We start from the raw sequence: 25,541 nt of genomic DNA, 5'->3' as shown, positions 1-25,541 counted from the left end.
CACTAAAGATTATTTGGAATTACAATTAATTGAAATAAGAATTACCCTAATAAAGAATAGGAGGAATTAAATTGTCACTATTAGAAAAAACTAGGAAATTAAATAAGATATTACAAAAATCTGGTACTGAACCAGTAGTGTTTGATGATATTTGCAAATTGTTAAGTGACGTGCTAGAGTGTAACGTTTATATAATAAGCAGAAGAGGAAAAGTTTTAGGGTTTAACTTATCAGGCGGATTTGAATGCGATGAGGTTAAAAATGAAGTGCTATCTGGTATGAGATTTCCAGAGAGCTACAATGCTAAATTATTAAATGCAGACGAAACTAAATCAAATTTACCAAGCAAAGGTATTTGTGTTTTTGAGAATGGTAAGGAATGTGGACTTGACAATAAGTTAACTACTATTGTTCCTATCAATGGAAACAGAGAAAGATTAGGTACTTTATTATTAGCTAGATTTGGAAGTCCCTTTACTGAAGAAGATTTAGTACTAGCAGAGTATAGTGCAACTATAGTAGGACTTGAAATATTAAGATCTAAAAATGATCTAATTGAAGAAGAAGCTAGAAAGAAAGCTATAGTTCAATTAGCAATTGGAACTCTTTCTTATTCTGAACTTGAAGCAGTAGAGCATATATTTAATGAATTAGATGGAAGCGAAGGTCTTTTAGTTGCTTCTAAAATAGCTGATAAAGTTGGAATCACAAGATCAGTTATTGTTAATGCTTTAAGAAAGTTTGAAAGTGCTGGAGTTATTGAGTCAAGATCTCTTGGAATGAAGGGAACACATATAAAAATACTTAATGACAAATTAATGGATGAATTAAATAAATTAAAATAAGTGGGGTTACCTCACTTATTTTTTTTGTATAATTTTTATGGTTGTAAGTATAAAAAAAAGAAATATGTGTAAATTAATAGGTGTAAATGAAAAATACATAAGGTTATAAAATTTTTATTGAATAGTAAGTATAATTATGTTATACTACACAAGGTAAGAAAATACACACATTGCTCTATTTATTGAAAGGTGCCTTAATAAGGTTTTCAATGGAAATGAAAGCAATGGAGGTAAAACCGAGGAGGTATATTAAAAATGGCAGTAATATCAATGAAACAATTATTAGAAGCTGGTGTTCATTTTGGACATCAAACAAGAAGATGGAACCCTAAAATGGCTCCATACATATTCACAGAGAGAAACGGAATCTATATCATAGATTTACAAAAAACTGTGAAGAAAATAGATGAAGCTTATGATTTCATAAAATCAGTAGCTGAAGAAGGAAAAGATATTCTATTTGTAGGAACAAAGAAACAAGCTCAAGAAGCTATTCAAGAAGAAGCTGTAAGATCAAGCATGCACTTTGTTAACAACAGATGGTTAGGTGGAATGTTAACTAACTTCAGAACTATTAAAACTAGAATCGGAAGATTAGAAGAATTAGATAAAATGGAAGAGGATGGAATATTTGAAGTTCTTCCAAAGAAAGAAGTTACTCAACTTAAAAATGAGAGAGAAAAATTAGAGAAGAACCTTGGTGGAATCAGAAACATGGATGCTAAGAAAATCGGAGCATTATTTGTTGTTGATCCAAGAAAAGAGAAAAACGCTATATCAGAAGCTAAGATATTAGGAATACCTGTTATTGCAATAGTTGACACTAACTGTGATCCAGATGAAGTTGATTATGTAATTCCAGGAAACGATGATGCTATCAGAGCAGTAAAATTAATTACTGAAAGATTAGCTGATGCTATAATCGAAGCAAGACAAGGCGAGCAAATAGCTGAGTAATAGAAATTAAAGAATTAATAAAAACAGCCTCATCTATGGTTGTAAACAGAAAATAAATTTATAAGGTAGGTGAGAGAAGGATTTCTTTCATTTACCTTTTAAATTAGTTATAAAGAGGAGGAATAATGATGATAACTGCAGGAATGGTTAAAGAGCTTAGAGAAAGAACTGGAGCAGGAATGATGGACTGCAAAAAAGCTCTTAATGAAACTAATGGGGATATGGAAAAAGCAATTGAAGTATTAAGAGAAAAGGGATTAGCAGCAGCGGCTAAGAAAGCTGGTAGAATTGCGGCTGAAGGTATAGTAACTACATACATTTCAGAAGATATGAAACTAGGTTCAGTAGTAGAAGTTAACTGCGAAACTGACTTCGTTGCAGCAAATGAGGAATTTAAAGTACTAGTAGAAAATGTAGCAAAAATGGTTGCATTATCAAATGTTAGCACAGTAGAAGAATTAGTAGCTCAAAAATACATAGCAGATGAAAGTGTTACAGTACAAGAAGTTGTTACAGCATTAATCGCTAAAATTGGTGAAAATATGTCTGTAAGAAGATTTGAAAGATTTGCTATTGAAAATGGAATAGTTCAAAGCTATGTTCATGGAAATGGAAAAATAGGAGTTCTTGTTGAATTAGCTTGTGAAAAACAAGATCCAGCTTTAGCTGTAATTGGCAAGGATATTGCAATGCAAGTTGCAGCAGCAAATCCATTATTCTTAAATAAAGATGCTGTTGATAATGATGCTTTAGAAAAAGAAAAAGAAATCTACAGAGTTCAAGCTCTAAATGAAGGCAAACCAGAAAATATTGTTGAAAAAATGGTTATGGGAAGAGTAAACAAATATTATAAAGAAGTTTGTTTAATAGAGCAAGTTTGGGTTAAGAATGGTGACTACACTATTACTAAATATCTTCAAGAAGAATCAAAGAAAATCGGTGCTGAAATAACAGTTACAAGATTTGCTAGATTCGAAAGAGGAGAAGGAATCGAAAAGAAAGAAGATAACTTTGCAGAAGAAGTACAAAAAATGCAAGGAAAATAATTAAAAGAAGAGAACTCTGTGTTCTCTTTTTTTAAAATAACATAAATTTCAAGGTAAATGATGTAAAAAGAAAGATTTGGAGGTATAATATATATGGAAGCTGCAAAATACAAAAGAGTTATGCTTAAACTTTCAGGTGAGGCTTTAGCTGCAGAAAAAGGGTATGGAATTGACTTTGATGTAGCTAATTCAATTGCTGTACAAATTAAGAACCTAGTGGAAATGGGAGTTGAAGTTGGAGCAGTTGTTGGTGGCGGAAACATTTGGCGTGGTAGAAGTGGTGAAGGAATGGATAGAACTACTGCAGATTACATGGGAATGTTAGCTACTTGCATAAATGCACTAGCACTACAAGATTCATTAGAAGCTATTGGAGTTAACACGAGAGTTCAGACAGCTATAGAGATGAGAGAAATTGCAGAGCCTTACATAAGAAGACGAGCAATGAGACATCTTGAAAAAGGAAGAGTTGTAATATTTGCAGCGGGAACAGGAAATCCATATTTCTCCACAGACACAACTGCAGCTTTAAGAGCAGCAGAAATTGAGGCAGAAGTAATACTACTTGCCAAAAAAGTAGATGGTGTTTATGATAAAGATCCTCACAAGTATGAAGATGCTGTAAAGTTTGAGAATTTATCTTATATTGAAGTTTTAGAAAAGGGATTACAAGTTATGGATTCCACAGCTACATCTCTTTGTATGGATAACAATATTCCTATACTTGTGTTTGGATTAGATAAACCAGAGAATATTATAAGAGCTATTAAAGGCGAAGATATTGGTACGTTAGTATCATCTAATACAGTTAAATGTAATAAATAGATGGAGGGAATTCTATGGTAAAGGATATTATTAAAAATGCTGACGAAAAAATGACTAAAACAATTTCAGTATTTAAGGCTGAATTAGCAACAATGAAAGCGGGAAGAGCAAACCCAACAATGCTAGATAGAATTCAAGTTGAGTGCTATGGAAGTATGATGCCTCTTAACCAATTAGGTGGAGTTTCAGCACCAGAACCAAGAGTGCTATTAATTCAACCATGGGATAAAAGCTCAATAAAGGATATTGAAAAAGCTATTTTAAAATCAGATTTAGGAATAAATCCTACAAGTGATGGTTCTGTTATCAGACTAATCGTTCCAGAATTAACTGAGGAAACAAGAAAGAACTTAGTTAAAAATGTTAAGAAGACTGGTGAAGAAGCTAAGGTTGCTATAAGATCTATAAGAAGAGATGCTAATGATAAAATAAAAGCATTAAAAAAGGATAATACAATTACTGAAGATGAAGCAAAAAAAGCAGAAGATAGTATTCAAAAGGAAACCGATAAGTTTATAAAAGAATTAGATAAGATGGTTGAAGTTAAAGAGCGTGAAATCTTATCTGTATAAGCATATTAATTAAAACCTGCACTTCTGCAGGTTTTATTAATAAAAAGTTATATATTTCGATATAAGAAATGGAGAGAAAATATTTGGGCTTATTTTTTAATAACAATAAGAGAAAACAAAAGGAGTCTCAAGAAATAATCATTGATGCAAATAATGTTCCAGCTCATATTGCTATTATAATGGATGGCAATGGTAGATGGGCAAAGGAGAGAAGTTTGCCTAGAACCATGGGACATAGGGCAGGGATGGATACTATAAGAAAGATAGTGAAGGAATGTAGTAAGCTAGGGGTTAGATACTTAACTTTGTATGCTTTTTCCACTGAGAACTGGAAGAGGCCACAAGATGAAGTAACAGCCCTCATGAAACTAGTGGTAGAATTTATAGGAAAAGAAATTGATGAATTGCATAAGAATGAAGTGGTATTTAATGTTATTGGAGATGTAAGCAAATTACCAGAGCTATGTCAGCAATCTATAGAGTCTGCTAAGGAAAAAACTAAAAATAATAGAGGATTAACCCTAAATATCGCGCTGAATTATGGCGGTAGAGATGAAATTGTTAGCGGTGTAAGAGAAATTGCACAGGAGCTTTTAAATAAAGAAATAAACCTTGAAGATATAGGTGAGAAATTAATTTCAGAGCATCTTTATACACGGGGTATGCCTGATCCAGATATAGTTATCAGACCTAGTGGAGAACTAAGGTTAAGTAATTATCTTCTGTGGCAAAGTGCTTATTCGGAATTTTGGTTTTCGAACATTAATTGGCCTGATTTCACCGAAGGAGATCTTCGTAAAGCTATTAGTGATTATCAAAATAGAAATAGAAGATTCGGTGGAGTATAGTTTATAAGGGGTGAATTAAATGGATAAAAGGTATATAGGTGCTATAACCTTAGCACCATTGCTGATATTTTTATTTTTAGGTGGATACTATCTAAAGTATTTAGTTCTTGTATTAGCATTGTTTGGAATGTATGAGTTTTACAAAACTTCAAGAGAGTGCGATTTTAATCCTATTTCTATCGTAGGATATATACTTTGTATATTGTATTACTTAGCTATAGGTGATGGTTTTAATATTACCTATCAGAGTTTTCTTTTAATAGGAGCTATCTTTATCTTAATGATAGTACCTGTATTAAATACTAAGTACAATTTTATAGATGTATCCTTAACTATTATGGGATATTTGTATGTAGCTATATTTTTTAGTTTTATTATTTTAGTAAATTTAAAGCAATATGGTAATTATTTAGTTTGGTTAATATTTATATCTTCCTGGGGCTGTGATACTCTAGCTTATTATTTTGGAAGATATTTAGGAAAACATAAAATAAGTCCTAAGGTAAGTCCTAAAAAAACTGTTGAAGGATCAATTGGAGGATTAATAGGAAGTATTGTAGGATGTACTATATTTGGTTATGTAATAGGAGGCTATGGAGTAAATATACCTATATATCATTATGTTATTATAGGGGTACTTGGAGGCATATTTGGCCAATTTGGAGATCTAGTGGCCTCTTCTATTAAGAGATATGCTAAAGTGAAGGATTATTCAAACTTGATACCAGGCCATGGAGGAATATTGGATAGATTTGATAGCATACTTTTTGTATCAGTGATAGTATACTATTATATAACAATTTTTGTGGGGATATAGTGTGCTTGAAAAATATAAAAATATAGTTACGGTTGTAGTGTTATTATTAGTTTTTTTGCTATTAACTAAGATTATTAATAGCTATGTAGAACCAATTTTAGTGATTTTTATTTTAACTTATACTTCAGTTCCTATTTATAGGTTCATGAGAAGAAAGGAAATATTTTCTCCAAGTATAAGTTCTGTTATAGCACTTTTGTTTACTAACGTTGTGTTTATCATTGTTTTAATTTTTATAGGGAGCTTTACTTACAACAAAATATTTTATTTTCTGCAAAATCAATACAATGGTTTTATAGAGTATGTAGTAGATATATGGAATAGTCTATCTTTTACAGAAAAAATATCACCAATGATTTTAAAAGAAAATATACTTAAGATAACATCCCAATCTTTAAATGATATAGATTTTTTAAGAAAAGGAGCAGTATATACTACCGATGGAATTTTAACATATTTTATAGGTAATATAGCTGCTTATTTTTTGTTGAAGGACTCAAAGTCCGTATGGAAAGTTACGGAGAGAATTATCACTAAGGGGAATGCTGAGTTTATTCTTCAAAGGGTAAAGGAAATTAATAAGGTATTTAAAGTTATATTAATGGTAGTGGTTTTAAATACTATAATTACAATTTGTGGATTTTATATATTAAAAGTAGATAATGCTTTAATGTTAGGAATAGTTTGTGGAATATTAGATATAATTCCAGTTATAGGAACTATTTTTGTGTTTGGGCCATTAATATTGTATAATATCACTAAAGGAACCTATGTAATTGCTGTAGGCTTGCTACTGTTATATATATTATTAATTTTTTATGCTCAAATAATCGAAGCTAAATTTATGAGCAATAAACTACAAATTCATCCACTGCCTATGATTTTAGCAATTTATTTTGGAATGAAAGTTTCAGGATTTGTAGGTGTTATAATGGCAGTGATTTATATTATAACTGTAAATGAAATACTGTTCACAGAGACAGACAACGGGTCAGCTTAAAAGTATAAGACCAACATTTTTTTAGAGTTTTAGATAAGTTATTTTGAATTTATCTTTAAAGTTTTAAAATATAATGAAGAAGTTAAGAATTTAAGGATAGGGTTCTTTCAGGAAGGATTAACTATGAAAGAAGCATGTTAGTAAAGAGCTAAGATGAAACTTGAGATTATAACATTATCTGAATTTATAAATTTGTGAATAAGTTAAATTTAGAAATTGGAATCTTAGAAATATAAGCTGTATTAAAGCATTTCGAGAAACTAGTTAGGAGAGATACAAGTGAAGAATATAAGTATATTAGGAGTTACTGGTTCTATCGGTACTCAAACCTTAGATGTGATAAGAAATAGTAATAAGGAAATTAAATTAATAGGCATATCTGCTAATAAAAGCTATAGTATGGTTATAGATATAATTCAGGAATTTAAGCCTAAGTATGTGGCAATGATGGATTATGAGTCCTATTTAAAAGTTAAAAGTTACTGTGAAGAAACCAATAGAGAAATTCAGGTATTAAGTGGAATAGAAGGATTAAATAAAGTTGCTACTTTAGAAGAAATAGATATTGTTGTAACTTCAGTAGTTGGAATGATTGGCTTAATTCCAACTATTAGTGCTATAAGAGCTAAAAAGCATATTGCCCTTGCCAATAAGGAAACCTTGGTGGTGGCTGGAGAAATTGTAATGAGAGAAGCTAAGGAAAATGGGGCCCAAATATTACCTGTTGACTCTGAGCATTGTGCAATTTTTCAAAGCTTACAAGGAAACAATTATAATGAAGTAGATAAAGTAATTTTGACTGCTTCTGGAGGACCTTTCAGAGGTAAAAAGAGGGAAGAACTTAAGGATATAACACCAGAGCAGGCACTAAAACATCCAAAGTGGAATATGGGCAAGAAAATCTCCATTGACTCTTCAACCCTTGTAAATAAGGGGCTAGAAGTTATAGAGGCTCACTTTCTATTCGGGGTTGATTATGATAATATCCAGGTAGTGATTCACCCTCAAAGTATTATTCATTCCATGGTAGAATACATAGATGGAAGTGTAATTGCCCAACTAGGCAGCACTGATATGAGACTACCAATTCAATATGCTTTAAACTATCCTGAAAGAGGTCAGTCTATAGCAGAAAAATTAGATTTTTATTCCCTAAGTTCCTTAACCTTTGAAAAGCCTGACATGGACACTTTTCAGTGCTTAAGCCTTGCATATGATGCAGGAAAGGCTGGGGGGAATATGCCAGCAATTTTTAATGGTGCAAATGAAATAGCCGTAGAGCTATTTTTAAATAATAAGATAAAGTATTTGCAAATTGAAGAGATAATTAGAGAGTGCATGATGAACTTTGAACATATAACAAATCCAACCTTAGAGCAAATTATAGACATAGATAAAAGAACTAGGGAATATGTTTTAAATAAATATAATATATAAAAGGGGAGATAGGCATTGCAAACTATAATATCGAATATACCCTATATAATAATGGCACTGTTAGCTTTTAGCTTACTTATTGTAGGGCATGAGTTTGGACATTTTATTTTAGCTAAAATTAATGGAGTTAAGGTTTTAGAGTTTTCTTTAGGAATGGGACCAAAGGTTTTTGGCGTTAAGGGAAAAGAGACAGAGTATCTTATCAAGCTACTACCAATTGGTGGTTATGTAAAAATGTATGGTGAAGATGAGGATGTAACAGTTAATGATCCTAGAGCCTTTGCATCGAAAACATCTTTTCAAAAGCTTACTATAGTAGCAGCAGGACCAATAATGAATTTTATACTAGCTATTGTTTTATTTGCTATGGCTGGATCAATTCAGGGGCAACGTACAAATATTGTAGGAGAGCTTGTAAAAGATTCTCCAGCAATGATGGCAGGGGTTCAAGTTGGAGATAAAATTACTGAGGTTAATGGTAAGAGCATATCAACTTGGGAAGAATTTTTGAATGAAGTGCTTACTGGGGAAGGAAAACCTTTGAATATGAAGGTTAAAAGAGGTACAGAGAATGTAAGTTTTAATATAGTTCCAGTAATTAATAAGGCTGAAAACAGATATTTAATTGGTATAAATACTAAAGTAGTAAAACCAAGCTTCACTGAGTCTATATATCATGGATTCAACCAAACTGGTAGTATGGTTAAGCAAACCTTTGCTTTCTTTGGTCAATTATTTAAAGGTAAGTTGAATGCAAATGATGTAGGTGGTCCTATTACTATAATTAAAGTGTCAGGTCAAGCTGCTAAAGCAGGAGTTGGAACTTTATTATTTTTCACTGCTTACTTAAGTGTGCAGCTAGCAATATTTAATATAATTCCTTTCCCAGCATTGGATGGTGGTTGGATACTACTATTATTGTTCCAAATTATAACTGGAAAAGAAGTTAATAAAGAGAAAGTTGCCACAATAAATTATTATGGATTCTTAGCACTAATGGCCTTGATGGTATTAGTATTAATAAAGGATATTGTAAATCCTATACAATTCTAGGAGTGATAAAATGATTAGAAAAGAAACAAGAAAGATAAAAGTTGGAAATGTATATATTGGGGGAGACTCTAATATTGCAATTCAATCCATGACTAACACAGATACTAGAGATGTGAAAGCTACTATAAATCAAATTTTAAAATTAGAAGCAGCAGGTTGTGATATTGTAAGATGTGCAGTTCCAGACATGGAAGCTGCTGAAGCAATAAAAGAAATTGTAAAGGAAATAAATATTCCATTAGTTGCAGATATTCATTTTGATTATAGATTAGCACTTAAGGCTATAGAAAATGGGGTTTCTAAATTAAGGATTAACCCAGGAAATATAGGGAGCATTGAACGAGTTAAGATTGTTGCAGAAGCTGCAAAGGCTAAAAACATTCCCATTAGAATAGGGGTTAACTCTGGCTCTCTCGAAAAAGATTTGCTAAAAAAATACGGAAAAGTTTGTGCTGAAGCGCTAGTTGAAAGTGCTTTAAATCATGTTAAAATATTAGAGGATGTAAATTTCAAGGATATAATAATTTCTATAAAATCTTCTGATGTAGGACAAATGATAGAAAGTTATAAGTTAATTTCTGAGAAGGTGGATTACCCTTTACATGTAGGTGTTACAGAAGCGGGTACCATTTGGAGAGGAACTATCAAGTCTAGCGTAGGAATTGGAGCTATTCTTTCTCAAGGAATTGGTGATACCATTAGAGTTTCACTAACTGGAGATGTTGTAGAAGAAGTTAAGGTTGGTAAGGAAATTTTAAAATCTTTAGGATATATTAATGAAGGTGTTAAGTTTATATCTTGTCCAACTTGTGGTAGAACTCAAATTGACCTGATAAAAATAGCTGAAGAAGTAGAAAGTAGATTAGCTGACTTAAATAAAAATATTAAGGTTGCGGTTATGGGCTGTGCAGTAAATGGACCTGGAGAAGCAAGAGAAGCTGATATAGGTATTGCTGGTGGAAATGGTGAAGGGCTAATTTTTAAAAAAGGTGAAATAATTAAAAAAGTTAAGGAAGAAAATTTAGTAGAAGAACTTTTAAATGAAATTAATAAACTTTAAAACTAGGAGGTAATTTAATGAATGCAAGCCTAGTTGACATTCTTAAAACAGATATAGACAATAATGAGGTTTTTACAGATGATAGCATTAAACTGCTTAGGGTGCAGTATCTTAAGAAAAGTGAAAAGCTTAGGGTTATTTTAAAGTTTAAGTGGGATATCGAAGAGTCTAAGAAAAAACTTGTATATGATATCATCAGTAAAAAATTAATTTGCTTTAAAAATATTGAGTTATTATGGTATAGAGATATTGACCAAGTGTCAATAGATGAGGTAGCGGGGCAGTACTGGGTAGATGTGGTTAGCTCCGTAGCCTCATCTTTTCCTTCTGTAAGAACTGTGTTATTAAAATGTAATAAAGAGATAAAAGATGAAGTAATCACATTGTATATGCCTAATGCCTTTATTTATAATCTATTAAAAAGTAAAAACATAGAAATGCAACTTAAAAAGGGAATAAAAGAGATGTTTGGCATAGAGGTTTCTATAAATGCAGTATTTGATGGTACTAACATAAATGACGAATATCTTATGGAAAATAGAGCAGAAGAGACTACTATAATAAAAGAAGTAGTATCTAAAATTAATGGATCTGCAAATAAAGTACAAAGCAAGGATAATGGCAATAAGCCAACTGCAAATAAGGATAAAGCAAAAGATTATACAAAATATAGAAAAGCACAAGAACCTATAGATGAAAATGTGATTTTCGGAAGAAATATTAATGAAGAGAGCACAGCTATTAGTGAATTGGATATTAGCTCAGGAAAAGTTGCAATTGCTGGAGATGTGTTTAAAGTAAATATTTTTGAAAGCAAGAGTGGAAGAATATTTCCATCTATATATGTTACAGACTACACTAGCTCTATTACAGTAAAAATATATCCTAGGGCTAATGATGATTTAGATAAAATTCTTGAAGAACTTAAAGAAGGACTTCATTGTAAGGTTTATGGAGAAGTAGAAATAGATAGGTTTTCTAGAGAATTGGTACTCACTGCAAGAAGTATTGTAAAACTGAAAAAAATAGAAAGAATGGATACTTCAGAAGAAAAAAGAGTAGAGTTACATGCTCATACTACTATGAGTTCTATGGATGGACTAACAAGTGCGTCTAAAATCATTGCTAGAGCAGCAAAGTGGGGACATAGTGCAATTGCAATTACAGACCATGGAGTAGCCCAAGCCTTTCCAGAAGCTATGGATGCGGCGAAAAAGCATAAAATTAAAGCAATTTACGGAATGGAAGGCTATTTAGTGGATGATGGTATTCCTATTGCATCGAATTCAAGAGGAAAGTCTTTTGAAGATAAATTTGTAGTTTTTGATATAGAAACCACAGGTTTCTCAAGTTCTGAGGATAGAATTATTGAAATTGGAGCAGTGAAAATCCAAAAGGGTGAGATAATTGATAGTTTTAATTACTTTGTTAATCCAGAAATATCAATACCTTATAAGATTACAGAACTTACAGGGATAAATAATGATATGGTTAAAGGTGCGGAGACGATTAAAGTCATACTTCCTAAATTTTTAGAATTTATAGAAGATAGCATTTTAGTTGCTCACAATGCAGATTTTGATACTGGATTTATAAAAACCAATTGTAAAAGATTAAATCTTTGCTTTAACAATGGTATATTAGATACCTTGTCATTAGCCAGATTTTTGTTCCCAGAATTAAAGAAACATAAGTTGAATGTTATTTGTAATCATCTTGGAATATCACTTGAAAACCATCATAGAGCTGTAGATGATGCAAAGGCCACAGCTGAGATTCTTCTAAAATCCTTTGATATATTGAGGGAAAGGGAAATTTCAGATATCGATAGTTTAAATAGGGATTACTTAAAAAAAATTGATATTAAGAAAGTCCCAACTTATCACGTAATAATATTAGCTAAAACTCAAGAAGGTATTAAAAATTTATATAAGCTTATATCTTTTTCAAATTTAGATTATTTCCAAAGAAGGCCTAGGATTCCTAAGAGTTTAATTGAAGAGTATAGGCAGGGTCTAATAATAGGTTCAGCCTGTGAAGCAGGACAAATATATAAAGCTGTTTTAAGTGGCAAAACTTTTGATGATTTAGAAGGTTTAGTTAGTTTCTATGATTATTTAGAAATTCAACCTCTAGGAAATAATGAGTTCTTGATAAAAAACAACTCAGTAAAGAATGAGGATAGCTTGAGAGATATAAATAGGAAAATCTGTAAGTTAGGAGAATATTATAATAAACCAGTTGTAGCTACGGGGGATGTACACTTCTTGGATCCTACTGATGAAGCTTTCAGAAGAATACTCATGGCTGGCCAAGGATTTGGTGATGCTGACAATCAAGCGCCACTATATCTGAAGACTACTACAGAGATGTTAAGGGAATTTTCCTATTTAGGAGAAGATAAAGCAAGAGAAGTAGTTATAACTAATCCTAATAAGATTGCAGAATCTATAGAGTTTATTAAGCCTATTCCGGATGAAACTTATCCACCGAAAATTGAAGGTGCAGAAGATGAAATTAGAAATATGACCATGGAAAAGGTTTTTAATATATATGGAGAAGATTTACCAGAAGTAATTCAAAAGAGACTAGATAAGGAGCTAAACTCCATTATAGGAAATGGCTATGCAGTGCTTTATTTAATTGCACATAAGTTGGTGGCTAAATCCTTAGCAGATGGATACTTAGTTGGTTCAAGGGGTTCTGTTGGATCCTCTTTCGTAGCTACCATGACTAATATCACTGAGGTTAATGGGCTACCACCTCACTATGTTTGTCCAAATTGTAAAAACAGTGAGTTTATCATGGATGGTTCTATTGGTTCAGGGGTGGATTTACCAGATAAAAACTGTGAAAAGTGTGGAACACTCTATATAAAAGATGGCCATGATATACCTTTTGAAACCTTCTTAGGTTTTGAGGGAGACAAAGAACCAGATATAGATCTAAACTTCTCTGGAGACAACCAGGGGGATATTCATAGATATACAGAAGTACTTTTCGGAAAAGGATATACCTTTAAAGCGGGAACTATAGGAACTATTGCAGAAAAAACAGCTTATGGTTATGTTAAAAAGTATATGGATGAAAGAAATATTAATGCTAATACTGCAGAGATTGAGAGATTAACTTTAGGATGTACAGGAGTTAAAAGAACTACAGGGCAACATCCAGGTGGTATAATGGTTGTTCCAAGTGATAATGAAATTTTTAACTTTTGTCCAATTCAACATCCAGCAGATGATCCTAATTCAGATATAATTACTACTCACTTTGATTATCATTCAATAAGTGGAAGACTTTTGAAACTTGATATTCTTGGGCACGACGATCCAACAGTACTTAGAATGCTTCAAGATATAACAGGAATAGACCCAAGAACAGTACCTTTATCTGACCCAAAGGTTATTAGTATATTTACTTCTACAGAGGCTCTAGGTTTAACACAAGAGGAGTTAGGCTGTGAAGTTGGAAGCTATGGAATTCCTGAGTTTGGAACTAAGTTTGTAAGACAAATGCTCATTGATACTCAACCTAAGTCTTTTTCAGATTTAGTAAGAATTTCTGGACTTTCTCATGGTACAGATGTATGGCTTAACAATGCACAATATTATATAAAAGAAGGGTTTACTACCCTTAAAGATTGCATATCTACAAGGGACGATATTATGGTGTACCTAATTTACAAGGGGTTACCACCTAAAACTGCCTTCAATATCATGGAAAAGGTTAGAAAAGGAAAGGGTTTATCAGAGGAGCATGAAGTCATAATGAGAGAACATAATGTGCCAGAGTGGTATATTGGTTCTTGTAAGAAGATTAAGTACATGTTCCCTAAGGGTCATGCGGTAGCGTATGTAACCATGGCAGTAAGAATAGCTTATTTTAAAGTGTATTATCCAAAAGCTTATTATGCTACTTACTTTACCGTTAGAGCTGATGATTTTGATGGAGAAATAGTTATAAAGGGTGAAGAAGCTATTAAAGCAAAAATGGATGAACTTAATGCCTTGGGAAATAATATTGCTACTAAAGAAAAAGGATTACTTACAATTTTAGAATTATCTTACGAAATGTATAAAAGAGGTATAAAATTCTTACCAGTGGACATATATAAATCTGAGGCAACAAAATTTACTATTGAAGGTGATTTTATAAGGATTCCTCTAAGTGGACTACAAGGGGTTGGAGTTAATGCAGCAAAGGCTATTGCTGAAGAACGACAAAATGGAGAGTTCATTTCTAAAGAGGACTTACGTAATAGAAGTAAAGTAACTAAAACAGTAATAGAAGCATTAGGTAACCATGGTGCACTGGGAGATTTACCAGAAACTAACCAGCTTTCTTTATTTTAAATATACTAAATATTTCTGGAAAAGTTTTTCCTTGTATTAGGAGCCTCATTGTGCTATAATAATATTTAGTTTAGTAAGTTAACATAATTTTGTTTCAGAGAGTAGGGTATTCCTACTCTCTCTTTATTAGAACGCAACCTAAAAGTTGCGTTTTAATTATAATATAGGAGACTATAGCTAAAACTTATCTTAGATAAGTAATTATATCGGTTTCTTTAGAGCTTTGTTATAAGAATGTATTAAAATTTTTATTTTGAAGTCTTTATAGGTTTAATATTCACATAATGTAGAAAAATACTAAAAAGGAGGTATTAACTATGAAAAATAATGGACTAATAGAGAAACTTAATAAATTAGCCTTACCAATAGTAGAGAGTAACGGATTCGAACTTTATTATCTAGAATATGTGAAAGAAGCAGGACAAAATATTTTTAGAATTTATATAGATAGTGACAATGGTGTTGCCCTAGATAGTTGTGTAAAGGTGAGTAGAGCTATAAGTGATGTCTTGGACGTAGAAGATCCAATATCAGAGGAATATAATCTAGAAGTTTCTTCTCCAGGAGTGTTTAGAACACTATATACTGAAAAACATTTAAGTAGATATATTGATAATCCAGTATTAGTAAATCTAAATAGCTTAGTTGATGGCAAGAAAAAGTATGATGGAATATTAAAGAGTTTTGACGAAGAAAATATAGTGTTATCTGTTGAAAGCAGCGAGGTTGTTTTACCAAGATCAAAGGTTTCTGCAGTGAGTCTAAACCCATCTTTGTAAGGAGGAAGTAATAATGAGAGAGGGATTTAAAGAAGAATTCATTGATGCTATAAGACAGTTAGCAGTTGAGAAAGGTATCAGTGAGGAGTTATTATTCAATACACTAGAAGATGCACTAGTCGCTGCATATAAGAAAAACTTTGCAAAGTCACATGCTAAGGATCAAAATGTGAGAGTTGTAATGAATAGGGAAACAGGGGAAACACATGTTTATTCATTAAAAGAAGTTGTAGAAGAAGTGTATGATGATGTAATTGAAATATCTTTAGAAGATGCTAGGGACATTAGCCCAAGATACTCTTTAGAAGATATTGCTGAAATTGAAGTAACACCTAGGGATTTTGGTAGGGTTGCAGCTCAAGCGGCAAAGCAAGTTGTAATTCAAAGAATTAAAGAAGCAGAAAGAACTATAATATATGATGAGTTCATAACTAAAGAATTTGATATTATAACTGGAACAGTGCTAAGAAAAGATAGAGGCAATGTATTTATTGACTTAGGAAAGCTTGAAGCAGTATTAGGACCAAACGAACAAATGCCAGGTGAGGAATATAAATTTAACGAAAAGTTAAAGCTTTATATTGTAGAAGTAAAGAAAACTCCAAAAGGACCTCAAATTGTAGTATCTAGAACTCATCCAGGTCTAGTAAAAAGACTTTTTGAACTTGAAGTTCCAGAAATATATAGTGGAGTAGTAGAGATAAAAAGCATATCTAGAGAAGCAGGCTCAAGAACTAAAATAGCTGTATATTCAAAAGATGAAGATGTAGATGCTATGGGGGCTTGTGTTGGACCAAAAGGTATAAGAGTTCAAAACATTGTAAATGAGCTTAAAAATGAAAAAATAGATATTATAAAGTGGAGTAAACTTCCAGAAGAATATATTGCTAATGGACTAAGTCCAGCAAAAATAATAGACGTAAGCGTTGATGAAGATAATAAAAGTGCTAAAGTTGTAGTAGATGACAATCAATTATCTTTAGCTATCGGCAAGGAAGGTCAAAATGTTAGACTTGCAGCAAGACTTACAGGATGGAAGATAGATATAAAAAGTAAGTCTCAAGCAGATAAACTTGCTTTAACAAATGCATCTTTAACAAATGAAGATGTTAATGATTCTGAAGAGTAGGTGATATCTTATGAAAATTAAAAAGATACCACAAAGAATGTGCACTGGATGTATGGAGATGAAACCCAAAAAAGAACTTATAAGAGTTGTAAGAAATAAAGAAAATGAGATATCTATAGATCTTCATGGAAAAAAACCAGGCAGAGGAGCTTACATTTGCAAAAGTGCAGAGTGCTTAGAAAAAGCTGTAAAAACCAAACGTTTAGAGCGTAATTTAGAAAGTAAGATTAGCGAAGAAATATATGCTAAGCTGAAAGAAGAGATAGAGAATGCAGAATAAATTTTTTCAATTTTTAGGACTGACTAAAAAATCAGGTAACCTAATAGAAGGATATAATAAGTGCGAAGAGAATATAAAAAAGCATGGAGTTTATTTAACAATTTTATCCTTAGAATGTGCTGAGAACACTAAAAACAAGTTTAGAAAGTATTGTAGTGACAGAAGCATTCCTATTATTGAACATGTTTCTAAGGATGAGTTAGGACATTGTTTAGGAAGGCCAGAAATCAATGTGCTTTGTGTAAAAGATAAAAACATGAGCGAAAGGTTATTACAGTTATGGAATGAAATGAACCAAGCGTAAATTCGGGGGTGAAAGTTTTGTCAAAATTAAGAATATATGAATTAGCTAAAGAATTAGAAGTATCAAGTAAGGAACTTATTACTGTTTTATTAGAGGAATTTGGTATTGAAGCAAAAAACCATATGAGTGTTATTGATGAAGAAGATGGAGAGCTTATAAAGGAACTCTACTCTGAGAAAAAACCTTCAGATGAAGACAAGAAAGAAATTGTTGAAGAATATGAAGAGTTAGTTAATGAAGATATTAAGAAGCAAGAGAGAAAAAACAGTAAGATAAAAAGAGGCCTAAATGATAAGAGAGATGAGGACAAAAAAATAGAAGATTCAGTAGATGAAGTTATAGAATTAGAAGGTACCATTGTAGTTAAGGATTTAGCAGAAAAATTAAAAAAACCAGCGACAGAAGTAATTAAAGCATTAATATTTGAAGGTGTTATGGCTAATATGAATCAAGAAATTGATTTTAATATAGCTGAAAAAGTTATAGAGAAGTTTGGTTCATTTGCAGTACTAAAAGAAGCAGAAGCTGGAAAGCTTGCAGCTGAGGAAGTATATGCTGAAAGCGTAGAAGACAGTGAAGACAATGAAGAAAATGAAGAAAAAAGACCACCAATTGTAACTGTAATGGGACACGTTGACCATGGTAAAACTTCTTTATTAGATGCTATAAAGCATTCAAAAGTAACTTCTACTGAGGCTGGTGGAATAACTCAGCATATAGGTGCTTACACTGTAGATGTTAACGATGAAAAGGTAACTTTCTTAGATACACCAGGACACGAAGCTTTTACAGCTATGAGAGCTAGAGGAGCCCAAATAACAGATATAGTTATATTAGTTGTAGCAGCTGATGATGGAATAATGCCACAAACTGTAGAGGCTATTAATCACTGTAAAGCAGCTAAAGTTCCTATGATTGTAGCTATAAATAAAATGGATAGACCAGCAGCTAATCCAGATAAAGTTAAACAAGAGTTAACAGAACATGGACTTTTATCAGAGGACTGGGGTGGAGATACAATTTGTGTTCCTGTATCTGCACACACTAGAGAGGGATTAGATACATTACTTGAAATGGTAACGTTGACTTCCGAAATGCTAGAGCTTACTGCAAATCCTAAGAGAAATGCAAAAGGAACAGTAGTTGAAGCTAAGCTTGATAAAGGAAGAGGACCTCTTGCAACACTATTAGTTCAAAACGGAACTTTAAGCACTGGTGATTCTATAATCGTTGGAACAACTTATGGAAGAATAAGAGCTATGCTTGATGATAAAGGTAAAAAGATTAAGACAGCAGGACCATCTATTCCAGTTGAGGTGCTAGGACTTTCTGAAGTTCCAGCAGCGGGAGATAGATTTATTGTAGTTAAAGATGAAAAAACAGCTAGAAACATGGCTGAATCAAGAAAAGAAAAGATTAGACAAGAAAACTTCCAATCATCTAATAGAGTTTCTATGGAAAACTTATATAGTCAAATTCAAGAAGGTAAAGTTAAAGAACTAAGTGTTATAGTTAAAGCGGACGTTCAAGGTTCTGTTGAAGCTATAAGACAATCAATTGAAAAACTTTCTACTGACAATGTAAAAGTAAGAGTTATTCATGGTGGAGTAGGTGCTATTACTGAAACAGATGTATCTTTAGCTTATGCTTCAAATGCAATAATAATTGGATTTAACGTAAGACCAGATAATAATGCTATTGCTGTAGGTGAGAGAGATAACGTAGAAATAAAAACTTATAGAATCATATACAATGCTTTAGATGATATTAAAGCTGCTATGATGGGAATGCTTGAACCAGAATATAAAGAAGTAGTTCTTGGTAGAGTTGAAGTTAGAGCAGTATATAAAATTTCTAATGTTGGTACAATTGCGGGATGTTATGTTTTAAATGGTAAAATCACAAGAAACAGTAGCGTAAGAGTGCTTAGAGAAGGCATTGTAATATTTGAATCAACTTTAGCATCTTTAAAAAGATTTAAGGATGATGTTAAAGAAGCAGCAGCAGGATTTGAGTGTGGAATTAGTGTGGAGAAATTTAATGATATTAAAGAAGGCGACATTATAGAAGCCTATACTATGGAAGAAATTAAACCTAAACAAATATAACATAAGGAGTTGAGTTACGTGGCTAATTATAGAGGTGGTAGAATTAATGAGGAAATTAAAAAAGAAGTAAGTAATACAATACAAAACAAACTAAAAGATCCTAGATTAACTGCTATGGTAAGCGTAACTGATGTTGAGGTAACTAAAGATTTAAGCTATGCAAAGGTTTTTGTAAGTATTTTTGGAAGTGAAGAGCAAAAAGCAAATACTTTAGATGCATTAAAAAGTTCAACAGGCTTTATGAGAAAAGAAATAGGGAAAAATGTAAAGCTAAGACATGTACCTCAAGTACTAATTGAACTTGATGCAACTTTAGATAAAGCTCAGCACCTTAACACATTATTCGAAGCTATAAAGGAGAAGAATAGCGATGATAATGAATAATATTCTTAAGGCTATAAAAGAAAGCCAAAACATTGCTATTACCTTTCATACATCCCCAGATGGAGATTCTTTAGGAAGTGCCACAGCCCTTTTACAAGGGCTTAGGGCACTTAATAAAAATGTCCATATTTTATGTAAAGAAGTACTTCCAGAAACTTTTAAATATTTACCTTGTAGCAATGAGATAACTGGAGAAAAATATGTAGTAGATGGAAGCACAGACTTAGTAATAGTATTAGATTGTGGAGATTTTAAAAGAATTAATGCAGATATAATGAAGGAAAATAGAAATTATACCTTGGTTAATATAGATCACCACCTATCAAATGAATTATATGGAGATTATAATTTTGTTGATACTAATGCTGCAGCCGTGGGGGAAATCATATACCAAATGTTACAGCTGTTAGGAGTAAAACTAACTAAGGCTATGGGTATATCTTTGTACACCTCACTACTAACAGATACTGGATCTTTTAGACATTCTAATACAACTTCTGTCACTCATACAATTGCAGGAGATTTAATTAATACAGGAATAGATTTTAGTGAAATTCATAGAACTATTTTTGACAATAAGAAGTTTAATAGAGTAAAGCTTTATGGGAAAGTAATTGATTCAATGACTTTAGAACTCAATGATAATGCAGTGTTTATGTATATAACAAAACATATGTTGGAGGAATTAGGGCTTGAAAAGTCAGATACTTCAGATGTACTTACATACGGATCAATGATTAAAGGTGTAGAAGTAGTTGTATTAATTAAAGAGAGTGATGAAGTGGTTAAGGTTAGCTTAAGATCTAAAAACAAGGTGGATGTAAGAACTATAGCAGAGCAGTTTAATGGTGGTGGACACGTTAGAGCAGCTGGCTTTGCTTTTGAAGGAAGTATTTCAGATATTAAGTTAAAACTCATGGAAATATTAGAAAAAGAGTTGATATAATGACTTTAGATAATATAAAACCTCAGAGTTCTAAAGAACTTTGTGGAATAATTAATGTATATAAGCCTACAGGAATTACATCTTTTGATGTAGTTAGAAAAATAAAAAAAATTGCTAGGCAAAAAAAAGTTGGACACTGTGGAACTCTTGACCCAGAGGCTAGTGGGGTTCTACCTGTATGCCTTGGAAGAGCTACTAAGGCTATTGAGTTTATCATGGATGATTTTAAAATTTATGAAGCGGAACTTAAGTTAGGGGTAGTCACAGATACCTATGATAGAGAAGGCAAAATAATAGAAGAGAAAAATGTAAATCTTCAATCAGAAGAAGTTATAGCTGCTATAAATTCTTTTGTTGGAGAGATAGAACAAATTCCACCTATGTATTCTGCTTTAAAACATAATGGCCAAAAACTTTATGAATTGGCTAGACAAGGTATAGAAATAGAAAGAGAGCCTAGAAAGATAACAATTTACAGCATAGACATAGTAGAAATTAAGATACCTATTGTTAAGATTTTAGTGAAATGCTCTAAGGGTACTTACATCAGGAGTTTGTGCTATGATATAGGAAGTGCTTTAGGTTGTGGAGCTATGATGTGGAGTCTAGAAAGACATGGAACAGGAAGCTTTGTAAAAGAGGATAGCATTAATATTGACCAGTTGAATGAAGAGAATATTAAGGATTTTCTATTGCCAATAGAGAGTACCTTTGAAAATTACCATAGAATAATTGTAGATGAAAAGTTTCAAAAATTATTAGTTAATGGTGTAGCTGTCAAAGACAATAAATTAGTGAAAGATTTAAACAAGTCTGTTTACTATACTATTTTTAATGAGGAAAATACTTTTATAGGTATAGCGTACTATAGCGATATTGGATTAAAACTTTTAAAAGTTTTTGTTTAAGTGAAGACTATGAGAGTAATTAAAGATAATTTTAAGCATGAGATAAAAAATCCTACATTTATAGCCCTAGGAAGCTTTGATGGAATCCACCAAGGTCACAGAGCTCTCATTGAAAAAGCTATAGAAGCTACAAAACTATATAATAAACACTATAATAAAGATGCAAAAACTATGGTATGTACTTTTAACAATCATCCTTTAACTGTTATTAATAAGGATTTGGCACCTAAGCTTATCATGGATAATAAGAACAAAGTAGAGATTCTACAAGGTCTTGGTGTAGATATTGTTAATTTTATGGAATTTGATAGAGATTTAATGAAAATTTCTCCAGAGGAGTTTATTTTTAATCTAAAGCATTTCTATAATGTGACAGGGATTATTGTTGGCTTTAATTATAGATTTGGATATAAGAATCTTGGTGATGTAGAACTACTGAAAACTTTAAGCACATCCCTTGGGTTTACTTTGAATATAGTAGAACCTGTAATAGTTGAAGATGAAGTTGTTAGTAGCTCAGCTATAAGATATCATATTCAAGAGGGGAATATAGAAAGAGCAAATAAGTTCTTACAAAGGCCTTTTATGCTTAGTGGAAAAGTTATTAAAGGAAAGCAAATAGGAAGAACTATAGGATTCCCAACTATAAACTTAGGTTATAGTAAAAAGTTTACAATTCCTAAAGGAGGGGTATATTATACCTATGTAGAGTACAACAATAAATTTTACAAAGGTATAACTAATATTGGATATAATCCTACTGTAGAGGGAAGAAAATTAAGTATTGAAACTCATATTTTAGATTTTGAAAAATCTATTTACAATAAAGAGGTCAATATATATTTTGTAAGCAAAATAAGAGAAGAGAAAAAGTTTAAATCTATAGAGGATTTGAAGATTCAACTTGAGGCTGATAAGAATTTTGCTAAAAGTACAAACTATAATTTAAGTTGGAAATAGAAATTTAGATGAAATTTAAATAAAATTTTGATATTTAATCATAATATACAAAAATAACAATTTACAAGTATGAAATAATTTGATATAATTCTTTAGGAACCTTATGCTATGTTTCCTGAATTGCCGACGGAATACATGGCATCTGGCGATTTACTTTCGGAGGTGTTTACGATGGATAAGGCAACAAAACAAGAAATAATGGTTAAATATGCAAGACATGAAGGAGATACAGGTTCTCCAGAAGTGCAAATAGCATTATTAACTGCAAGAATTAAAGAATTAACTGATCATTTAAGAGTTCACAAAAAAGATCACCATTCTAGAAGAGGTCTTTTAATGATGGTTGGTCAAAGAAAAGGACTTTTAAGCTATGTTAAGAAGCAAGATATAGAGAGATATCGTACTATAATTGCTCAATTAGGAATCAGAAAATAGTAAGAGCGGCAAAGCCGCTCTATTATTTTAACTATTTATAAATTATAAATATTTGACAATAATATTATTAAAGGGCGAAAGGAGGCCAATATATGATAAACACAATTGAGACTAGTATTGCAGGTAGACAGATGAAGGTTGAGTTTGGAAGAGTAGGAATGCTCTCTGACTGTGCTATTTTTGTGAATTATGGAGATACAGTTATACTTGTAAATGTAAATGCTTCAGAAAAACCAAGATCAGGAATCGACTTTTTTCCACTAAGTGTTGAATATGAAGAAAGATTGTATGCAGTTGGTAAGATTCCAGGAGGATTTATAAAAAGAGAGGGTAGACCATCTGAAAAAGCCATACTAAATGGTAGAGCTATAGATAGGCCTATAAGACCGTTATTTCCAAAAGGATATAGAAATGATGTGCAGGTAGTTTGTACAGTAGTATCTGTGGATCAAGATAATGCACCAGATATACTAGCTATGAATGCTGCATCAATGGCATTATATATATCTAGCATTCCATTTGTAGATCCAGTTGGAACTGTATCAATAGGGTTAATAGATGATAAGTTCGTTATTAATCCAACTGCTAAAGAAAGAGAACTAAGTTCCATGTCTTTAACAGTATGTGCTACAAAGGAAAGGGTAATGATGATTGAAGCTGGTGGTGATGAAATACCCGAAGAAACAATGATCAATGCTATTAATTTTGGATTCCAAGAATGTCAAAAGCTTGTAGCCTTCCAAGAAGAAGCAAGAGCTAAATTTGGGAAGGAAAAAATAGTTCCAGAGCTACATAAAGTAGATGAAGAAATCGAAAATGATGTAAGAGCTTTTGCTTATGATATGTTAAAAGAAGCTATGTATACAACTAGTAAAGGTGATAGGAACCTTTTAGTTGATGAAATTAAGGAAAAAATTAACGAAGAATTTGGCGAGAAATATGAAGATAGAATGGCGGACGTGGGAGAAGTTGTTTATAATCTTCAAAAAGAAATAGTAAGACACATGATGCTAGTAGATAAGAAAAGACCAGACGGAAGAGCTTTTGATGAAATAAGACCTATAAGCTGTGAGACATCATTGCTTCCAAGAACTCATGGTACAGGACTTTTCACAAGAGGATTAACTCAGGTAATGACTGTTGCTACTTTAGGAGCATTAGGAGAAGTTCAAATACTAGATGGTCTTGGTGAAGAAGAAACTAAGAGATATATGCATCACTACAACTTCCCAGCTTATAGCGTAGGTGAAGTTAAGCCATTACGTGGACCAGGAAGAAGAGAAATAGGTCATGGTGCTTTAGCTGAAAGAGCTCTTGAACCACTAATTCCTTCAGAAGAGGATTTCCCATATACAATAAGACTTGTATCTGAGGTATTAAGCTCAAATGGATCTACATCACAAGCAAGTGTATGTGGAAGTACTTTAGCATTATTAGATGCTGGTGTTCCAATTAAAAGACCAGCAGCAGGTATTGCAATGGGTTTAATAACCAATGAAGATTTAACAAGTGAAGAGGTTTTAACTGATATTCAAGGAATAGAAGATTTCTTTGGAGATATGGACTTTAAAGTAGCAGGAACAGAAAAAGGAATAACTTCAATTCAAGTTGATACAAAGATTAAAGGTTTATCAGAATACTGTATCAGAACTTCTATTGAAAATGCTAGAAAAGCTAGATTATTTATTTTAGATAAAATTAAGGAATGCATACCAGAGCCAAGAACAGAATTGTCACCTTTTGCTCCAAGAATGTATGTTATTCAAGTTAAGCCAGATAAAATTAGAGATATAATTGGACCTGGTGGAAAAGTTATTAAAAAGATAATAGCTGATACAGGAGTTAAAATAGATACCAATGACGATGGAAAAGTTGTTATCATGTCTAACGATAGTGAAAGTGCAAATCTTGCTCTAAAAATAATAAAAGATATTGTTAAAGAAGTAGAAGTTGGTGAAATTTACTTAGGTAAAGTTACTAAGATTACAACTTTTGGGGCATTTGTAGAAATTATGCCTGGTAAAGAAGGTTTGGTTCATATATCTAAGTTAGATACAGAAAGAGTAAATAAGGTAGAAGATATAGTTTCTGTTGGGGATGAAATCCTAGTTAAAGTTACAGAAATAGACTCACAAGGTAGAGTAAACCTTTCAAGAAAAGATGCTATAAAAGATAGTGAAGAAAATAAACCAGAGCAATAAAAGGGCATTATGCCTTTTTATTTTTTTTATTATATAGGAAATTAAACTTTTTTTGACTTATAATAATGATAACAAAGCCTTGTGATTAGTACTTTTTAGAATGGATGTAAAAAAGTTACAAGTAGTTGCGTTCTTTTAAAATGGCGTGTGAATACACGCTTTTGTTGTATTAAAGTTTAACAACATTTTGGAAGCTTCAAGTCTGCCATCTTCTAAAGTGGCAGTTGCTCAGTCTAGATAAGTTGCTTTGGTAGCAGTCTAAATCTGCTTCCAAAGTTGTTAACAAAATGAA

The 25,541-nt window shown here is 31.9% G+C and carries 22 protein-coding genes and 2 pseudogenes; all 24 read left to right on the top strand.

The window, feature by feature from the left end:
- The first annotated feature begins 71 nt into the window (after positions 1 to 71).
- The 24 genes and pseudogenes from codY (at position 72) to C661_RS0106400 (ending at position 25,249) form a co-directional block, all read left to right on the top strand.
- Positions 72 to 845: a GTP-sensing pleiotropic transcriptional regulator CodY gene (gene codY / locus C661_RS0106510; RefSeq protein ID WP_017414511.1), complete on the top strand. Its 774-nt coding sequence runs from the start codon at positions 72 to 74 to the stop codon at positions 843 to 845.
- Between the two features lie 255 nt (positions 846 to 1,100).
- Positions 1,101 to 1,802 (top strand): 30S ribosomal protein S2, encoded by a 702-nt coding sequence (gene rpsB, locus C661_RS0106505; protein WP_017414510.1) that lies wholly within the window; start codon positions 1,101 to 1,103, stop codon positions 1,800 to 1,802.
- Positions 1,803 to 1,930: 128 nt separating this feature from the next.
- Complete coding sequence (gene tsf / locus C661_RS0106500) at positions 1,931 to 2,848, top strand: translation elongation factor Ts (RefSeq protein ID WP_017414509.1); 918 nt, start codon at positions 1,931 to 1,933, stop codon at positions 2,846 to 2,848.
- Positions 2,849 to 2,941: 93 nt separating this feature from the next.
- Positions 2,942 to 3,673: a UMP kinase gene (pyrH, locus tag C661_RS0106495; protein WP_017414508.1), complete on the top strand. Its 732-nt coding sequence runs from the start codon at positions 2,942 to 2,944 to the stop codon at positions 3,671 to 3,673.
- Positions 3,674 to 3,687: 14 nt separating this feature from the next.
- Positions 3,688 to 4,245 carry a ribosome recycling factor gene (gene frr, locus C661_RS0106490; protein ID WP_017414507.1) on the top strand — a complete coding sequence of 186 codons (558 nt, stop codon included), beginning with the start codon at positions 3,688 to 3,690 and terminating at the stop codon, positions 4,243 to 4,245.
- Positions 4,246 to 4,379: 134 nt separating this feature from the next.
- Entirely contained in the window at positions 4,380 to 5,093 is a 714-nt protein-coding gene (gene uppS, locus C661_RS0106485) for an undecaprenyl pyrophosphate synthase (RefSeq protein WP_414632537.1), read from the top strand.
- Positions 5,094 to 5,112: 19 nt separating this feature from the next.
- The gene (locus C661_RS0106480) at positions 5,113 to 5,910 is read left to right on the top strand and encodes a phosphatidate cytidylyltransferase (protein WP_017414505.1); all 798 of its coding nucleotides are present in this window, start codon (positions 5,113 to 5,115) and stop codon (positions 5,908 to 5,910) included.
- 1 nt (position 5,911) lies between these two features.
- Entirely contained in the window at positions 5,912 to 6,910 is a 999-nt protein-coding gene (locus C661_RS0106475) for an AI-2E family transporter (RefSeq protein WP_017414504.1), read from the top strand.
- Between the two features lie 279 nt (positions 6,911 to 7,189).
- On the top strand, positions 7,190 to 8,347 hold the full coding sequence (locus C661_RS0106470; RefSeq protein ID WP_017414503.1) for a 1-deoxy-D-xylulose-5-phosphate reductoisomerase: 1,158 nt from the start codon (positions 7,190 to 7,192) through the stop codon (positions 8,345 to 8,347).
- A gap of 51 nt (positions 8,348 to 8,398) precedes the next feature.
- On the top strand, positions 8,399 to 9,400 hold the full coding sequence (rseP, locus tag C661_RS0106465) for an RIP metalloprotease RseP (RefSeq protein ID WP_041877095.1): 1,002 nt from the start codon (positions 8,399 to 8,401) through the stop codon (positions 9,398 to 9,400).
- A gap of 10 nt (positions 9,401 to 9,410) precedes the next feature.
- On the top strand, positions 9,411 to 10,460 hold the full coding sequence (gene ispG / locus C661_RS0106460) for a flavodoxin-dependent (E)-4-hydroxy-3-methylbut-2-enyl-diphosphate synthase (RefSeq protein WP_017414501.1): 1,050 nt from the start codon (positions 9,411 to 9,413) through the stop codon (positions 10,458 to 10,460).
- A 17-nt stretch (positions 10,461 to 10,477) separates the two neighbouring features.
- Positions 10,478 to 14,815: a PolC-type DNA polymerase III gene (locus C661_RS0106455; protein ID WP_017414500.1), complete on the top strand. Its 4,338-nt coding sequence runs from the start codon at positions 10,478 to 10,480 to the stop codon at positions 14,813 to 14,815.
- A 317-nt stretch (positions 14,816 to 15,132) separates the two neighbouring features.
- Positions 15,133 to 15,594: a ribosome maturation factor RimP gene (gene rimP / locus C661_RS0106450; protein WP_017414499.1), complete on the top strand. Its 462-nt coding sequence runs from the start codon at positions 15,133 to 15,135 to the stop codon at positions 15,592 to 15,594.
- Between the two features lie 13 nt (positions 15,595 to 15,607).
- Entirely contained in the window at positions 15,608 to 16,723 is a 1,116-nt protein-coding gene (gene nusA / locus C661_RS0106445) for a transcription termination factor NusA (protein ID WP_017414498.1), read from the top strand.
- 10 nt (positions 16,724 to 16,733) lie between these two features.
- A complete protein-coding gene (gene rnpM / locus C661_RS0106440; protein WP_017414497.1) occupies positions 16,734 to 17,003 on the top strand; it encodes an RNase P modulator RnpM in 270 nt (89 codons plus the stop codon).
- Positions 16,993 to 17,307 carry a 50S ribosomal protein L7ae-like protein gene (locus C661_RS0106435; RefSeq protein ID WP_017414496.1) on the top strand — a complete coding sequence of 105 codons (315 nt, stop codon included), beginning with the start codon at positions 16,993 to 16,995 and terminating at the stop codon, positions 17,305 to 17,307. Before rnpM ends, C661_RS0106435 begins: the two co-directional genes overlap by 11 nt.
- 8 nt (positions 17,308 to 17,315) lie before the next feature.
- Positions 17,316 to 17,417: pseudogene (locus tag C661_RS24560) on the top strand (translation initiation factor IF-2 N-terminal domain-containing protein); the annotation flags it as partial.
- A 231-nt stretch (positions 17,418 to 17,648) separates the two neighbouring features.
- Positions 17,649 to 19,415 (top strand): annotated as a pseudogene (infB, locus tag C661_RS0106430) (translation initiation factor IF-2); the annotation flags it as partial.
- Positions 19,416 to 19,433: 18 nt separating this feature from the next.
- Positions 19,434 to 19,799, top strand: a complete 366-nt coding sequence (gene rbfA / locus C661_RS0106425; protein WP_017414494.1) for a 30S ribosome-binding factor RbfA — start codon at positions 19,434 to 19,436, stop codon at positions 19,797 to 19,799.
- Complete coding sequence (locus C661_RS0106420) at positions 19,786 to 20,745, top strand: DHH family phosphoesterase (RefSeq protein WP_017414493.1); 960 nt, start codon at positions 19,786 to 19,788, stop codon at positions 20,743 to 20,745. Before rbfA ends, C661_RS0106420 begins: the two co-directional genes overlap by 14 nt.
- Complete coding sequence (gene truB, locus C661_RS0106415) at positions 20,745 to 21,653, top strand: tRNA pseudouridine(55) synthase TruB (protein WP_017414492.1); 909 nt, start codon at positions 20,745 to 20,747, stop codon at positions 21,651 to 21,653. Before C661_RS0106420 ends, truB begins: the two co-directional genes overlap by 1 nt.
- Before the next feature lie 9 nt (positions 21,654 to 21,662).
- Positions 21,663 to 22,613 carry a bifunctional riboflavin kinase/FAD synthetase gene (locus C661_RS0106410; RefSeq protein ID WP_017414491.1) on the top strand — a complete coding sequence of 317 codons (951 nt, stop codon included), beginning with the start codon at positions 21,663 to 21,665 and terminating at the stop codon, positions 22,611 to 22,613.
- Positions 22,614 to 22,784: 171 nt separating this feature from the next.
- Positions 22,785 to 23,048 carry a 30S ribosomal protein S15 gene (rpsO, locus tag C661_RS0106405; RefSeq protein WP_017414490.1) on the top strand — a complete coding sequence of 88 codons (264 nt, stop codon included), beginning with the start codon at positions 22,785 to 22,787 and terminating at the stop codon, positions 23,046 to 23,048.
- Between the two features lie 92 nt (positions 23,049 to 23,140).
- Positions 23,141 to 25,249: a polyribonucleotide nucleotidyltransferase gene (locus tag C661_RS0106400; RefSeq protein ID WP_017414489.1), complete on the top strand. Its 2,109-nt coding sequence runs from the start codon at positions 23,141 to 23,143 to the stop codon at positions 25,247 to 25,249.
- Positions 25,250 to 25,541: the final 292 nt, after the last annotated feature.

It is taken from the genome of Clostridium tunisiense TJ (genome assembly GCF_000300195.1).
In the GTDB taxonomy this organism is placed as follows: domain Bacteria; phylum Bacillota; class Clostridia; order Clostridiales; family Clostridiaceae; genus Clostridium_J; species Clostridium_J tunisiense.
This window is presented reverse-complemented; position numbering and strand designations above follow the sequence as displayed.